The sequence below is a fragment of the Streptomyces chartreusis genome (genome assembly GCF_008704715.1).
GTDB lineage: Bacteria > Actinomycetota > Actinomycetes > Streptomycetales > Streptomycetaceae > Streptomyces > Streptomyces chartreusis.
In genome coordinates this window covers 5,042,754-5,056,660 of record NZ_CP023689.1, presented here as the reverse complement: position 1 = coordinate 5,056,660, position 13,907 = coordinate 5,042,754, and the positions used below count along the sequence as shown (strand labels likewise).

Below are 13,907 nucleotides of genomic sequence, written 5' to 3'. Positions count from 1 at the left end.
CGCGGCCACTCTTTATATAGGTCATCAGCGACGAAACGGGCGCAATCCCAGCGCTCCGGAAACTGCTCCGGTCGCACGACTACCCCGGTGCGGTGGCACCATGACGCGGTGACCCACGCACGGCAGCACCAGATCCAAGTCGTCGCCCATCGCGGAGCCTCCGAGGACGCTCCCGAGCACACCCTGGCCGCGTACAAGAAGGCGATCGAGGACGGTGCGGACGCCCTCGAGTGCGACGTACGCCTCACCGCGGACGGTCATCTCGTCTGTGTGCACGACCGCCGCGTCAACCGTACGTCCAACGGCCGCGGCGCGGTCTCGGCGCTGGAGCTCGCCGAGCTCGCCGCCCTCGACTTCGGCTCGCGCAAGAACCGGGACTCGTGGAAGAACCGGGCCGAGGAGCCCGACTGGGAGTTCCGGCCCGAGGACCCCGAGGACACCTCGGTGCTGACCCTGGAGCGGCTGCTGGAGCTCGTCGCCGACGCGGGCCGGCGCGTGGAGATGGCGATCGAGACCAAGCATCCGACCCGGTGGGCGGGGCAGGTCGAGGAGCGGCTGCTGCTTCTGCTGAAGCGTTTCGGCCTCGACACACCCGTCTCGGCGGCCGAGTCCCCGGTGCGGATCATGAGCTTCTCGGCGCGCTCGCTGCATCGCGTGCGTGCCGCGTCCCCGAACCTGCCGACGGTCTCCCTGATGCAGTTCGTCTCGCCGAGGCTGCGCGACGGGCGGCTGCCCGCGGGGGTCGACATCGCCGGCCCCTCGATCCGGATCGTGCGCAGTCACCCGGCCTATGTGGAGCGCCTGAAGCAGGCCGGCCACCAGGTGCACGTATGGACGGTGAACGAGCCCGAGGACGTCGACCTCTGCGTCGAGCTCGGGGTCGACGCCATCATCACCAACCGTCCCCGCGCGGTGCTGCGTCAGCTCGGCCGCTGACCCGCGCGGGCACCCGGAACCGGCCACGGCACCGGGAAACCCCTATATCCCCTTCAATCCCTGTACAACCTCTTGACCCCGCCGCCCCTCCAACCCCATCCTCCACTCCAAGCCACACCGAAGAATTCCAGCCATCCCGATTACAGGGAGTGCTCCGGCGCGTTCGGTCCGTATTCGATCGTTCCGAATGCGTCGCCGGACGTCGATTGGCCGGTTTCCGGTACAGGCCAATGGGGCATCCACACCGTGGCGTGGGGCAAAGGAGGTCTCGGGGGTGGCGTTGGTGGTGGCACAGGAGGTGCCCACGTCGTCGAGCATGGCCGTACCCCATGGTCCTGCGGGCGTGGGGGAAGCGAGACACCGGATGCGCAAGCAGTTGCGCACGGGCGGGGTCGCGGAATCGGTCATCGACGATGCCGTACTTATTCTTTCCGAACTCTTGAGCAACGCGTGCAAGCACGGCCGACCGCTCGGTGACGCGCTGTCCGGTGACGGCGACGTCCGGGCCGCATGGCGTGTGGAATCCGGCGGCAGGCTCACGGTGGAGGTGACGGACGGCGGCGGACCCACCCGCCCTGCTCCGGCCACGCCCTCGGTCACCGCACACGGCGGCCGCGGGCTGAACATCATCACCGCTCTCGCCGACGACTGGGGCGTCAGGGACGACGCCCGGGGCGAGGTCACGGTCTGGGTAGTGGTCCACGACGACGTGCACGATCCCGATGCCGGGCACCGCCGGGACGACTTCGCTACGCGCGTCGCGGCCCCGCCGGTACACGCGATACCCGGCCTCGGCTTCGCGGACGCCTTCGACGAACGCGGCTGACGACGGGTCCCAACCGGCCCGCTCCCCGCGTACGGTGACGGCGGTTTGTCCACAGACTCCCGGCACGACCCGCTGCGTTGTCCACAGCCTCCCGTCGGCCATGGCGTGAACGGCTAGGCTCGCGCCCGTACCAGACGAGCCGTAACCGGGAGACACCCACGATGGCCAAGAAGCGAGTCCAGACCAAGGCCAAGCGCCCGCAGCTCAGCGACGCAGAGATCCCGGTGGTCGGCGCGCGCGAGCCCTGCCCCTGCGGCAGCGGCCGGCGTTACAAGGCCTGTCACGGCCGGGCCGCCGCGCACGCGGTGACCGAGCTGGTGCAGCGCCCCTTCGAGGGACTCCCGGGCGAGTGCGACTGGGTGGCCCTGCGCGAGCTGGTGCCTGCCGCCACTGTCGAGCTGCCCCTCAAGGGCGGCCTGCCGGAGGGCGTCCCGTCCGTCACGCTGGCCACGGTGCTGCCGATGGCCTGGCCGGCCCTGCGCCGCGACGACGGCTCGGTGCTGCTCGGCCTTCAGAACGACACGGCGTCGGGCGACATCAGCCGCGATCTCGCCGACACCCTCCAGCAGGCCCTCGCCGCGAAGCCCGGCACCCCGGTCCAGGGCCGCCGCGCCCCCGCCGACGGTCCCCGGCTCCAGGATCTGCTCGACCCCGAAGGCGCGTTCGAGCCAGTTGTGCACTCGGGCTTCGAGTTCTGGGTCCCGGACGCGGAGAACGCCACTCCGGACGTGGCCGCCTCCCTGGAGCGGGCGAACGCCGCGGCCATCCCGACCGTGAAGCTAACCGGTGTGGACGCCGCCTACTGGTGCGAGACACCGGACAAGAACCACCTGCGCTGGGTCATGCCGCACCCCGAGGAGCAGCTTCTGGACGCCCTCGCGCGGCTGCACGCGGCGGGCCGGTCGAGCCTCGGCGAGGGCACCCGGCTGGTGGGTTCCTTCCGTGCTCACGGCCTGACCGTGCCGGTCTGGGACCTGCCGAGCGGCGTCGGCGCCGAGGACGTGGAGAAGCCGGCGGCCGAGTTCGCCGAGCGCCTCGCCGCGGCCCTGGCCACGGACGCGCCGCTCACTCCGGACGAGCGTCGCGCGCGGGGCGGCCTGACCAACCGGCAGGTCACGCTCAGCTGACACGGGCGGCGAAGATCGGGTCCGGCTGAACGGCCGTTCAGCCGGACCGGGCCGCGCGGGAGGGGTGAATCCGATCACAACTCCCCTGCGGAGCAAGGGAATCCGTGACTTGAAAGCCCGGATCGAATTTGCGAACCGCCGATCTCTTGTTACCGTTCCATTAGCCCGGTTGCTGGTGCATCCCCCGTCGCCAGCAACCGGGTCTTTCCATGTCCGCGCCCCTTTACGGAATGACGCCGACCGTCAACCGTCCGTGGGCGCCCCGGATTTACCGGGTGCGGAGTTGCTTGCGGAACGAAGAAGCAGCGCGCCTCCGCCGGCCCGCTCGGCGAATTCCGTGACGGCCGTGTAGGCGTCCAGTCCCGCGCGTGTGCGCTGCCGTGGTGTCTCGCAGGTCCCCGGCTCGTCCTCGGCGCTCACCTCGCAGCGCATCTGCATCGTGCGTCCTCCGGGCCCCATGAGGCTCAGTACGGAGTCCAGCGCACCACCGGTCGCGTTGCGGAAGTAGGTGCGCGCCCAGGTGTCCTCGCCCTGGGTGAGGACACAGGTCTGCGCCTCGACGCCCTCGGGCGAGGTGAGTTCGGGACCGCAGCGCACGGCGGTCGAGAGGCCGAGGTCGAGCAGCACCGGGGAGTCGGTGGGCGTGGCCGTGGGCGCTTTGGCGTCGCCGTTCGGGGTCGGACGTCCGGTGCCGTCCTTCGGGGCGGGCGGGGAGGACCGTACGGCTTCACGGTCGGGCGCGCCCACGGCGGCGCGGCCCGCCTCGACGACCTGACCGGCGGCGGCCCAGGCGAGCGGCAGCGCGATCGCGGCCGCCGCGACGGACGCGAGGGCGATCAGTCGGACTCTTCGCTGGTTCGGCCCGCGGCGATGCGACGACGGTGCCCTTTTTCCCCTGGAATGACGCGGCATATCCGGAAGATAACGACCGCGCGCGCGTGCGCCGTTCCGCGCGCGCCGTACACCCCTACAACTCGGGGGCGCTCACACCCGTACGAGTGAGGGCCTCGACCACGGCGTCGACGACGGCCTCCACATCGGGCACCCACGGGGAGGCCGAGCCGGGCAGTGGGGCGCGCTGCCAGCTGATCGGGCCCTGACCCGTCTCGGAGGGGGGCAGGGCGAGATAGCCGCCCTCGCCGTGGAAGCGCAGTGAGCCGGGGACGAAGTCCTTGGCGTAGAGCAGTTCGCCCAGCTGCTCCATGGAGTACGGCTTGACCAGGATCGCCCAGCGGGCGGGCGAGGCGACGACCGGGCCGAGGCGCATGCCCATGCGGTCGAGTGCGGTCAGTGCGTGCGCGGCCGGCAGCGCGGGGAGACTGACCGCGCAGGGCGCCTGGCCGCCGGTGGCGAGGATGATCGGCGCCGCGGGGCGGTTGCCCCACCACCAGCGCACCATGCGTGCGTCGGTGGTCGCCGCGAGGAGACCGGGGTCGAAGGGGTGGGCACCGGGGACCGTGCAGTCTGGGTCGGGGCAGCCGCAGCGGGAATGTCCCTGCGGGTGCGTCGTCACTCCCGGGAGTACGGGCCACTGCCATTCCGTCGCGAAGGTCAGGGCCGCGCTGATCAGCTCAGACTTCCCGTCACCGCGCAGGAGCCTGCGTCGCCTTCCGAGGATCTCGCGCATGAGCGCTCGTTCCTTTCCGTTGCACCGCTGGCAACACCGTGGACCACATCACACCATGTGTCGATCACTTCACTGTGCGTACCTGTTGGCGCATCACACCCTTGCCGCGAGCAAGGGAAACCCCTATGGGCCGAGCGTTGGCTGCTTCCGCGGCAGCCTCGTCCATACTGCGTCTACCAAAAGCATGGGCGTGGCGTGGGGTGGCGAAGTCTGGCGTTTTGCCGTCGCGCGTATTTCTCTTCGCCTCCGCCACGGGAGGATGGGGCACGATCGTCAGTGGCTAAGACGCCCGGGTCCGTCACCAGGTTCCGGGTGGTCGTCAACCACCCCTGGCCTTCACCGAGTACGTACCCATCACGACCGCTGTGACGCTCCGCTGAGCGAAACCAGTCGACCGCAATACCCCGTTCCCTGAGGCAGTTTTAAGCCAACTTTGCCTTTGCGCAAGAGGTCTACGAGAAGTGCTCTCGTTGCCCCCGGACACCAGGAATCCCAGCAGGACAATGCTGGACATCCCCTAACGAGTGCGTGTACATGTGGAGACACTGCTAGCGGCGCAGAATGACATGGGGGTTTGCGATGCTTTTGAGCAATACGCACCGGTCGGAAAGCCGGACGCCATGAACGCTCCTCACCCTCCGAAAGTGGCCGGAATCGATTCGACGGTTCCGTCGCCCGCACACACTGTCGCGCCCGCGCCCGCGACCTCGGGGGCCTCAGCCGTCACCCCGCCGAGCGCACCCGGTGCCCTGCTCCAGGACCGCCTCGCCGGCTGGGTCTCGGACCTCACGACGCTCCACGAACTGACCGAACGCCTGGCCCGCACGGCCACCCTCGCCGACGCCCTGGAGGAGCTGCTGCGCGCCGGCTCCGCCCTCGTCGGCGCCCGGCGCGGGCTCGTCGTCCTGGAGCCCGCGGACGGACTGGGCCCCGACACGACCATCGGCCTCGGCCTCGCCCGCGCCGACCTCGGGCACATCGAGACGGTGCCCCGCAGCGCGATGTCGTACGGCAGGATCCTCGACGGGCTGCCCGGCGGGGACGGCGAGATCGCCCAGCCCGACCTGCTCTCCGAGGACGGCCTCGATCCCCGGCACCGCGAGGTGGCGGCCCGCCTCGGCTTCGCCGCCAGCTACGCCCTGCCGCTGTCCACGGACGGCGCCGGACGTCTCGGCGCCGCCGTCTGGCTGTACGACGAGCCCGCCGAACCGTCCGAGCGCCAGCGCCACCTCATCGGCCTGTACACCCGCTACGCCACCGAGCACCTGGCCCGGCTCCTCGAAGTCGAGCGCACGCGCGCGTGCATGCGGACCATGGCCGAGGAGCTGCTGCCCTCCCGGCTGCCGCGGATGTCCGGCGTCCAGCTCGCCGTCCGGCACCGCACCGGCCCACGCGGGGGCGGCGACTGGTACGACGCGCTGCCGCTGCCGGACGCCGCGCTCGGCCTCGCGGTCGGCTCGGTCACCGGGTCGGGCCCCAGCGCGGTCGCCGCGATGGGCCGGCTCAGGGCCAGCCTGCGGGCGTACGCCGTGATGGAGGGCGAGGACCCGGTCGCGGTCCTGTCCGACCTGGAGCTGCTGCTGCGGCTCACCGAGCCGGCCCGCTCCGCCACCGCGCTGTTCGCCTACTGCGAGCCCGCCCTGCGCAAGATCACGCTCGCCGGCGCCGGGCACACCCCGCCGCTGCTGATCGGCGACCGGCGCACGGAGTTCGTGGAGACCTCCGTCTCCGCCCCGCTGGGCATGCTGGCCTGCTGGGAGGCGCCGAGCGTGGAGATCACCGCCGAAGCCGGAGAGACGGTTCTGCTGTACACCGACGGGCTGCTGCACCGCACCGGCGACGCCACCGACCGTGCCTTCGCGCGGCTGCACGCGGCGGCGGCCGGGGTGCCGCGGGCGATCCGGCACGATCCGGACGCCGTGGTCGATCACGTTCTGCGGACCGTGCTGCCGGAGGGGGCGGACCTGGCGGACAGCGACGAGGACGTCGTCCTGCTCGCCGCCCGCTTCGAGTAGCGGCCCCTGTACGCAGCGGCCGTCCGGCCGTGGCAGGGGCGTGGTCAGCCATAACAGGCACGTGGTCCGTGCCATAACACCGGCGGGCGTGCCGTCCCGCGACCCTGGGCTCCGTCCCGTACGACCGTACGATGGATGGGGTCCAGTGCCGTATCGAGGAGGATGACCGTGGCCGACGAGCTCACCCCGGATGAGTCCATTGCTGCTACCGCAGCGGACCCGGAGACTGAGTCTGAGGAGCCGATCAAGCAGCGCAAGAACGGCCTGTACCCGGGCGTGTCCGACGAGCTCGCCGAGAACATGAAGTCCGGCTGGGCCGACACGGAGCTCCATGACCTGGAGCCGATCGCCCAGGCCGCCGAGACCGCCGCCCGCCGCGCCGCGCTGTCGGCACGGTTCCCGGGCGAGCGCCTGGTGATCCCCGCGGGCAACCTGAAGACGCGCTCGAACGACACCGAGTACGCCTTCCGCGCGTCGGTCGAGTACGCGTACCTCACCGGCAACCAGACCGAGGACGGCGTGCTCGTCCTGGAGCCCGTCGCGGACGGCCACGAGGCGACGATCTACCTCCTGCCCCGCTCCGACCGGGAGAACGGCGAGTTCTGGCTCTCCGGCCAGGGCGAGCTGTGGGTCGGCCGCCGGCACTCGCTGACCGAGGCGGAGAAGCTGTACGGCATCCCGGCCTCCGACGTGCGCGAGCTCGCCGACAGCCTGCGCGAGGCCACCGGCCCCGTCCGGGTCGTGCGCGGCTACGACGCCGGCATCGAGGCCGCGCTGACCGACAAGGTCACCGCCGAGCGGGACGCCGAGCTGCGCGTCTTCCTCTCCGAGGCGCGGCTGGTCAAGGACGAGTTCGAGATCGGCGAGCTCCAGAAGGCCGTCGACTCCACGGTCCGCGGCTTCGAGGACGTCGTGAAGGTCCTCGACAAGGCCGAGGCGACCTCCGAGCGCTACATCGAGGGCACCTTCTTCCTCCGCGCGCGCGTCGAGGGCAACGACGTCGGCTACGGCTCCATCTGCGCCGCCGGCCCGCACGCCTGCACGCTGCACTGGGTGCGCAACGACGGGCCCGTGCGCTCCGGTGACCTGCTGCTGCTCGACGCGGGCGTCGAGACGCACACGTACTACACCGCCGACGTCACGCGCACGCTGCCGATCAACGGCCGCTTCAGCGAGATCCAGAAGAAGATCTACGACGCCGTGTACGAGGCCCAGGAGGCGGGCATCGCGGCCGTGCAGCCGGGCGCGAAGTACCGGGACTTCCACGACGCCTCGCAGCGCGTGCTCGCCGAGAAGCTGGTCGAGTGGGGGCTCGTCGAGGGGCCGGTGGAGCGGGTGCTGGAGCTCGGGCTCCAGCGGCGCTGGACGCTGCACGGCACCGGGCACATGCTCGGCATGGACGTCCACGACTGCGCCGCCGCGCGCGTGGAGTCCTACGTCGACGGCACGCTGGAGGCCGGCATGGTGCTGACCGTCGAGCCGGGGCTGTACTTCCAGGCCGACGACCTGACGGTGCCGGAGGAGTACCGGGGCATCGGGGTGCGGATCGAGGACGACATCCTGGTGACCGGGGACGGCAACCGGAACCTCAGCGCTGCGCTGCCGAGGCGGTCGGACGAGGTCGAGAGCTGGATGGCTTCTCTGAAGGGCTGACGTCGGACTGATGGCCGGGTACCGAAGGGGTGCCCGGCCATCGTCGTGTGCTGCGGGTGGTGGGGGCTTGTCGCGCAGTTCCCCGCGCCCCCAAGGGGCGTCGGGCCTACGCGGCGCGGACCTGTACCGGCAATGAGTCCAGGAAGAGCGCGCCCGCCAGCAGGCCCGCACTGCCCCGTGGGCTCCACGCGCGTGCGTGCAGGTCGGCGTCGAGCGATGCCAGGGCCTTGGCGCCCGTCTCGGTCGCCGTGCCGCCCGACTCCAGGACCGTGCGGGCGCCCGCCTGGACGTGGCGCAGCCCCATGGGGCCCGCCGTGTAGAGGAGTTCGGTGTCCTGGAGGGTGGACATCACCGTGAGCAGGGCGTCCAGGCGGGCCTGTGCCTCGGTGGCACCGGACGCGCGGGCCCCGGTGAGGGTGTCCAACGCCCGCCGTACGTGCGGGAATCCGGCCCGTGCCTCGCCCCGGGCCCCGGCGGCGCCGTACTTCGCGGACACCGAGGAGCCCCGGGAGGGCCTGCGCGGGGCGCGCCTGTCGGTGTGCGCGGCGATGCGCTTGGCGGTCGCCGCGACGTCCCGCGCCCCGGCCCGGGGGTCGAGCGCGGCCGCGGCGACCAGCAGGCCCAGCGCCCACAGGGCGCCCCGGTGACCGCCGCCCGCGAGGTGCACCGAGTGCTCGGTGCACCTGCCGATGGCGCCCAGTTCGGTGCGGAGCCCGGGGGTCGGCTCGCCGGTGCGCCGGGCGGCCGCGGCCATCGCGGCGAGGCCCGGCGCGAGCGCCTTGGCCGACCAGCGCAGCATGCCGTGGTCCATGCGGCTTTCGCGGGCGTCGAGGTCGCGCGGGTCGGGCAGGCCCGGCTTGGGAGCCAGGGCCAGCTGTCCGGTCAGCGCGGTCACGGCCGCCCGCGCCAGCGCCTCGTCCTCGCGGCTGCTCATGGCCGTACCCCCTAGGAGGACGCCGAGGCCGACGGGGTGCCGCCGGGCGCGCCGCTCGGTGCGTCGCCGGGAGGCGTGCCACCGCCGCCGCTGCCCGCGCCGGTGTTCTCGGCGTCGGGGTCGACGGCGACGGTCAGGAAGCCCTTGTAGCCCTTGGACGGGTCCTTCTTGTGCACGGCCTCCAGGGTCAGCAGGCCGCTGGAGGCGCCGCCGCCGTCGTAGACCATGTCGTCGTCGAGGGTGGTGTAGCTGCCGGAGTGCTTCGAGTAAGGCTCCAGCGTGAAGATCTCCTCGGCGATCGAGTCGTCGAAGAACAGCTGGCCGGTGTAGTTGACCTTGCCGCCCTCGTAGGTGCCGTCCTCCTTCTGACCGCCGGTGTGCACCTTGAGGTGGATGTGGCAGGTGCGCGGGGTGTACCAACCGGGGAAGATCGTCTCGAACTTGACGACCCCGTTGGCGTTGGCGATCTGATAACCCCGCAGATACGTGTCGTCGTCGGCGGTCGAGCCGTCCTCGCTCTCGGCGGGCGCGGAGCCGCCGGGGTTGGCCGTGGTGTAGCCGGAGTAGTAGCCCCAGGCGTCGCAGTGCCAGATCTCGACGGCGGCGCCCTTGACCGGGGTGCAACCGTCGGTGGCGTCGACGACGGTGAGCCGCAGCGTCAGCGGGACGCCGCTCTTGCCCTCGGTGATGTCCTTCCGCACCAGGGCGCCGTCGAGGTAGTACGGGCCCTCGGTGACGCTCGACATCAGCGTCATGCAGCCGGAGCTCTGCGAGGCGCTCGCGGAGGCCGTCGTCGCCTCTTCTGCGGTGGCCGTGGCGGTGTCGGCGAAGGCAGCCTGGTAACCGGCGACCGCGAGCCCGCCCGCCGCGACCGTGCCCCCGGTCACCGCGAGGGCACGGCGCCGGGTGATCGACTTGTCCTTGTGGTTTCCCGTCATGGCCAGGAAGTTAGGGACACCACCCGTCAAGGGCGTGGGGCGGCGCTGTGCGACGGCTGTGAGTGCCGGGGAGCAGAGGGGCGCCGCCGGTGCTACACCGCCATCAGCGGAGCGTCCTTGCGCCACTTGAGGATCTTGTCGAAGCTCACCACCGCGCCGCCCCGGTCCGGCTTGTTGCCGATCTGGACGTGGTCGGCGAGCTCGTTGATGAGGCACAGCCCCCTGCCGTCCTCGGCGTCGAAGGACGCCAGGCGCGGGGCGCGATGGGGCGCGGTGAAGCCGGGGCCCGAGTCGGTGACCTCGATGTGGCACTTCTCGCCGTCCAGATAGGCCGTGACGCGGTACGCCTGCGGGGAGCCGTCGGACGTCACGCCGCCGTGCTCCACGGCGTTGGCGCAGGCCTCGCTGAGGGCGACGGAGAGGTCGTACGAGATGTCGGGGTCCACGCCCGCCGTCTCCATGGTTCCGAGCAGCAGACGCCGGGCGAGGGGAACGCTCGCGGCTTCACGGCGCAAATGGAGTGACCACCAGATGCTCATGCTCCAGCCTCCTGGCCGCGGCTCGACATACCGTTACGTATTGCCGCGAGTGCCCGGCTGTAAGCACATCCTTGACGTGATGCCGCCCATATGGTCGATGCGCCCACGCCGGAATCGGTGTATGTGTTGGCGGCCCACACCAGAAGGTGATCTTCCGGTTTCTACGGGCCCGTATACCCCGTACTTCTCGTTCCTCCCCAACCGCCCGTACCTCATCTTGCGGACCTGCCGTATGGCGGTCATAAGGCCAGTGCGATGATGAGCCCGCCATGACTGCCCCCCACGCGCGCACGGCGCGGTCCGGAAGCGATCTCCGGGTCCTGCGGGCCGCGGTGTTCGCCGCGGTCTGCGTCGTGCTGGCCGGGGTCGGGCACGTGCTCGGCTCCTGCGCCACGATTCCGATGTGGACGCTGGGCGCCGGGTTCCTCGGAGTCCTGGTCGTGGCCCTGCCGTTCGCGGGGCGTGAGCGCTCGCTGCCGGGCATCGCGGCGCTGCTCGCGGTCGGCCAGACCGTGCTGCACACGCTGTTCGGGCTGGGTCAGCATGTGACGGTGAGCGCGCCGTCCGCGGCCTCCGGGTCCGGCTCCATGTCCGACGCCGCGCTCGTCGCGCGAGCCGCGCGGCTCGTGTGCGGCACCGCCGCGGCGGCCATCAGCCCCGCCCAGGCCCAGCGGATCCTCACCGACGCGCGGATCGGCCCGGCCACGGGGGCGCATGCCTCGCACGCGTCCGCGGACGGCATGTCCGCGGCCGGCGGCACCGGCCTCAGCACCTCCCTGCTGCCGTCCCTTCCGATGGTGCTCGCCCACGTACTCGCGGCGGTCGTCGCCGGATGGCTGCTGCGGCGCGGAGACCTGGCCCTGCTGCGGATAGTCGAGATGTCCGCCCTGTCGGCGCACTCGGTCGCCGAGGGGGCTTTCGTACGTTCCCTGCGCGGGGCGCTCGCTCTGGTGCGCGCCCTGCGTGCCGGGCTCCCGGGCGCACCCGAGGCGGGCCCGCGCTTCCTGCGCACCGAGTCCCCCGCGCGCCGCGCGCCACGCACCGCCGCTCTCCAGCACACGGTGATCAGGCGCGGCCCGCCGGCCGACGTGCTCGCCCTCGCCGCCTGACACGACGCGACCTTCGCTCCACCTCCGTGGGCTCACTCCCCTTCCCTGGAGTGTGCTTTCACTTCCGTGGGCTCCAGAGGCCGCCGTCGTGCGGCACGCGTGCGTGCGCGAGTTCCCGGTCCAGGGATCTCCTGCCGCCGGACTTCCCGGCTTTCCCGCTGATCGGGCACCACCACGCGCGCGTACTCCTCTTCACCACCGGAACCCGAATCTCACTCACAGTGGAGTGCATCGCATGAAGGCCTCTCGTATCGCCGCCGCAGGCGCCCTCGCCGGCACGGCCGTTCTCGCCCTGTCCGTGCCCGCCTTCGCCCACGTCAGCGTGCAGCCCGAGGGCACCGCCGCCAAGGGCGGTTACGCGGTCGTCGACTTCAAGGTGCCCAACGAGCGCGACAACGCCAGGACCACCAAGCTCGAGGTCAGCTTCCCGACCGACCACCCGCTGGCCTCCGCGATGCCGGAAGCGATCGACGGCTGGGACGTCAAGGTCGTCAAGTCCAAGCTCGACAAGCCCATCGAGATGCACGGCGAGAAGATCTCCGAGGCGGTCTCCAAGATCACCTGGACCGCCACCGGCGAGGGCATCAAGGAAGGCTTCTTCCAGAAGTTCCCGGTCTCCATCGGCCAGCTTCCCGAGGACACCGACGAACTCGCCTTCAAGGCGATCCAGACGTACTCCAACAAGGAGGTCGTGCGCTGGATCGAGGTCCCGCAGGAGGGCCAGGAGGAGCCCGAGAACCCGGCTCCGGTGCTCGCGCTGTCCGCCGCCGAGGAGGGCCACCACGGCTCCTCCGCCGCCGACAAGGCCTCCGACTCCGACGACGCCGAGGCGGCCGCCGCGAAGACCGAGGCCGCCGAGCCCGCCGACAGCAGTGACACCACCGCCCGCGTCCTCGGTGTCGTCGGCATCGTCGTCGGCGCGCTGGGCGTGGCGTACGGCGTGCTCGCCGGCCGTCGGCGCACCGACGCCTGACGGCCCTTCCGGCTCCGGCGCGCACCGGGCACCCCTGGTGCGCGCCGGAGCCCCCGCCCACGGGCCGACTTGAACAACTAGGACATTTTTCTATGCGTAAGAAGACCTGGCATGCGTAAGAAGACCATCGCCGCGGCCGCCCTGCTCGCCGCCGCGACCCTGACCCTGACCGCCTGCGGCAACGGCGACGACGACGCCTCGCCCGTGACCGTGGTCTCCGAGGAACCCGGCTCGGACAGGGCGGCCATCGTCCTCGACAAGCCGTTCGAGAAGCCGGACCTGGTCCTCACCGACACCAACGGCAAGAAGTACGACCTCCGCAAGGAGACCCAGGGCAAGCCGACGCTGATCTACTTCGGCTACACCAACTGCCCTGACGTCTGCCCGCTGACGATGAACAACATCGCCGTCGCCAAGAAGCAGCTGCCCAAAGCCGAGCAGGACGAGCTGAACGTCGTGTTCGTCACCACCGACCCGGAGCGCGACACCGCTCCCGCGCTCGGCAAGTGGCTCAAGGGCATCGACTCCCAGGTCGTGGGCCTGACCGGCGACTTCGCCACCATCCAGGCCGGCGCCCGCACCCTCGGCATCTCCATCGAGGCGCCGCACAAGGACAAGAACGGCAAGACGGTCTCCACCCACGGCACCCAGGTCGTGGCCTTCTCGCCGAAGACCGACGCCGGATACGTCCTCTACACCGAGGACGCGAGCGTCGACGACTACACCAAGGACCTCCCCAAGCTGATCAAGGGTGAGAAGCCGTGAGGCGTGTCGTGGCGCCCGTCGCGGTACTGACCGGGGCCCTCGTCCTCGCGGGCTGCGGCTCCGAGGACGGCAAGGACTCCGCGGCCGAGGTGTCGGTCAGCGGCGCCTACATGCCGCAGCCCGTCTCCGAGTCCATGGCGGCCGGCTATCTGACGGTCATCAACAAGGGCGGTACGAAGGACAAGTTGACGTCCGTGACCAGCGACGTCGGTGACGTGACCGCCCACGAGACCGTCGACTCCTCGATGCAGGAGGCGAAGGACCTTCCCGTCCCCGCACACGGTCAACTCGTGTTCAAGAGCGGCGGAAACCATCTGATGTTCGAGAAGCTGAAGCGAAAGCCGATGCAGGGCGAGACGGTGACCGTGAAGCTCCACTTCACCGAGTCCGGCACCGTCACGGTCAAGATGCCGGTGAAGTCGGCGACGTACAACCCGAAGACCGGACACTGAGGGAGAGATCGCC

General features: G+C 71.1%; 14 protein-coding genes. 9 read left to right on the top strand and 5 right to left on the bottom strand.

Annotation, left to right across the window (positions count from 1 at the left end; genetic code table 11):
* The first annotated feature begins 108 nt into the window (after nt 1-108).
* The 3 genes from CP983_RS22010 to CP983_RS22000 all read left to right on the top strand — a co-directional run bounded on the left by CP983_RS22010 (nt 109) and on the right by CP983_RS22000 (nt 2,889).
* Complete coding sequence (locus CP983_RS22010; RefSeq protein WP_107905035.1) at nt 109-936, top strand: glycerophosphodiester phosphodiesterase; 828 nt, start codon at nt 109-111, stop codon at nt 934-936.
* 187 nt (nt 937-1,123) lie between these two features.
* Complete coding sequence (locus tag CP983_RS22005; RefSeq protein ID WP_107905034.1) at nt 1,124-1,762, top strand: ATP-binding protein; 639 nt, start codon at nt 1,124-1,126, stop codon at nt 1,760-1,762.
* A 161-nt stretch (nt 1,763-1,923) separates the two neighbouring features.
* Nucleotides 1,924-2,889: a DUF5926 family protein gene (locus CP983_RS22000; RefSeq protein ID WP_107905033.1), complete on the top strand. Its 966-nt coding sequence runs from the start codon at nt 1,924-1,926 to the stop codon at nt 2,887-2,889.
* A 243-nt stretch (nt 2,890-3,132) separates the two neighbouring features.
* Here CP983_RS22000 and CP983_RS21995 read toward each other — a convergent pair whose 3' ends face one another.
* Both CP983_RS21995 and CP983_RS21990 read right to left on the bottom strand, forming a co-directional pair.
* Nucleotides 3,133-3,801 carry a hypothetical protein gene (locus CP983_RS21995; RefSeq protein ID WP_229914999.1) on the bottom strand — a complete coding sequence of 223 codons (669 nt, stop codon included), beginning with the start codon at nt 3,799-3,801 and terminating at the stop codon, nt 3,133-3,135.
* 55 nt (nt 3,802-3,856) lie between these two features.
* Nucleotides 3,857-4,516 carry a bifunctional DNA primase/polymerase gene (locus tag CP983_RS21990; RefSeq protein WP_107905032.1) on the bottom strand — a complete coding sequence of 220 codons (660 nt, stop codon included), beginning with the start codon at nt 4,514-4,516 and terminating at the stop codon, nt 3,857-3,859.
* A gap of 566 nt (nt 4,517-5,082) precedes the next feature.
* Here CP983_RS21990 and CP983_RS21985 point away from each other — a divergent pair.
* Both CP983_RS21985 and CP983_RS21980 read left to right on the top strand, forming a co-directional pair.
* Nucleotides 5,083-6,531, top strand: coding sequence for a PP2C family protein-serine/threonine phosphatase (locus CP983_RS21985; protein WP_373309882.1), 1,449 nt, complete (start codon nt 5,083-5,085; stop codon nt 6,529-6,531).
* Between the two features lie 168 nt (nt 6,532-6,699).
* Nucleotides 6,700-8,184: an aminopeptidase P family protein gene (locus CP983_RS21980; RefSeq protein ID WP_107905336.1), complete on the top strand. Its 1,485-nt coding sequence runs from the start codon at nt 6,700-6,702 to the stop codon at nt 8,182-8,184.
* A gap of 106 nt (nt 8,185-8,290) precedes the next feature.
* On the opposite strand, the gene CP983_RS21975 is transcribed toward CP983_RS21980, so the two are convergent.
* The 3 genes from CP983_RS21975 to CP983_RS21965 all read right to left on the bottom strand — a co-directional run bounded on the left by CP983_RS21975 (nt 8,291) and on the right by CP983_RS21965 (nt 10,595).
* On the bottom strand, nt 8,291-9,118 hold the full coding sequence (locus tag CP983_RS21975) for a triphosphoribosyl-dephospho-CoA synthase (protein ID WP_150501298.1): 828 nt from the start codon (nt 9,116-9,118) through the stop codon (nt 8,291-8,293).
* 11 nt (nt 9,119-9,129) lie between these two features.
* Complete coding sequence (locus CP983_RS21970; protein ID WP_189749031.1) at nt 9,130-10,056, bottom strand: intradiol ring-cleavage dioxygenase; 927 nt, start codon at nt 10,054-10,056, stop codon at nt 9,130-9,132.
* Nucleotides 10,057-10,148: 92 nt separating this feature from the next.
* Nucleotides 10,149-10,595, bottom strand: coding sequence for an ATP-binding protein (locus tag CP983_RS21965; protein WP_150501297.1), 447 nt, complete (start codon nt 10,593-10,595; stop codon nt 10,149-10,151).
* A gap of 269 nt (nt 10,596-10,864) precedes the next feature.
* On the opposite strand from CP983_RS21965, the gene CP983_RS21960 reads away from it, so the two are divergent.
* From CP983_RS21960 to CP983_RS21945, 4 genes are all read left to right on the top strand, one after another.
* Complete coding sequence (locus CP983_RS21960) at nt 10,865-11,704, top strand: hypothetical protein (RefSeq protein ID WP_150501295.1); 840 nt, start codon at nt 10,865-10,867, stop codon at nt 11,702-11,704.
* Between the two features lie 235 nt (nt 11,705-11,939).
* Nucleotides 11,940-12,677, top strand: coding sequence for a YcnI family copper-binding membrane protein (locus CP983_RS21955; RefSeq protein ID WP_150501293.1), 738 nt, complete (start codon nt 11,940-11,942; stop codon nt 12,675-12,677).
* Between the two features lie 111 nt (nt 12,678-12,788).
* Nucleotides 12,789-13,442 carry an SCO family protein gene (locus CP983_RS21950; RefSeq protein ID WP_150501291.1) on the top strand — a complete coding sequence of 218 codons (654 nt, stop codon included), beginning with the start codon at nt 12,789-12,791 and terminating at the stop codon, nt 13,440-13,442.
* A complete protein-coding gene (locus CP983_RS21945) occupies nt 13,439-13,894 on the top strand; it encodes a copper chaperone PCu(A)C (RefSeq protein WP_150501289.1) in 456 nt (151 codons plus the stop codon). The genes CP983_RS21950 and CP983_RS21945 overlap by 4 nt, the downstream gene beginning before the upstream one ends.
* Nucleotides 13,895-13,907: the final 13 nt, after the last annotated feature.

Bases quoted from the DNA above. Each gene is read 5' to 3' on its own strand.
- CP983_RS22005 (WP_107905034.1), top strand. From the start codon at position 1,124: ATGCGTCGCCGGACGTCGATTGGCCGGTTTCCGGTACAGGCCAATGGG.
- CP983_RS22000 (WP_107905033.1), top strand. From the start codon at position 1,924: ATGGCCAAGAAGCGAGTCCAGACCAAGGCCAAGCGCCCGCAGCTCAGC.
- CP983_RS21995 (WP_229914999.1), bottom strand. From the start codon at position 3,801: ATGCCGCGTCATTCCAGGGGAAAAAGGGCACCGTCGTCGCATCGCCGC.
- CP983_RS21990 (WP_107905032.1), bottom strand. From the start codon at position 4,516: ATGCGCGAGATCCTCGGAAGGCGACGCAGGCTCCTGCGCGGTGACGGG.
- CP983_RS21985 (WP_373309882.1), top strand. From the start codon at position 5,083: ATGGGGGTTTGCGATGCTTTTGAGCAATACGCACCGGTCGGAAAGCCG.
- CP983_RS21975 (WP_150501298.1), bottom strand. From the start codon at position 9,118: ATGAGCAGCCGCGAGGACGAGGCGCTGGCGCGGGCGGCCGTGACCGCG.
- CP983_RS21970 (WP_189749031.1), bottom strand. From the start codon at position 10,056: ATGACGGGAAACCACAAGGACAAGTCGATCACCCGGCGCCGTGCCCTC.
- CP983_RS21965 (WP_150501297.1), bottom strand. From the start codon at position 10,595: ATGAGCATCTGGTGGTCACTCCATTTGCGCCGTGAAGCCGCGAGCGTT.
- CP983_RS21960 (WP_150501295.1), top strand. From the start codon at position 10,865: ATGACTGCCCCCCACGCGCGCACGGCGCGGTCCGGAAGCGATCTCCGG.
- CP983_RS21955 (WP_150501293.1), top strand. From the start codon at position 11,940: ATGAAGGCCTCTCGTATCGCCGCCGCAGGCGCCCTCGCCGGCACGGCC.
- CP983_RS21950 (WP_150501291.1), top strand. From the start codon at position 12,789: ATGCGTAAGAAGACCATCGCCGCGGCCGCCCTGCTCGCCGCCGCGACC.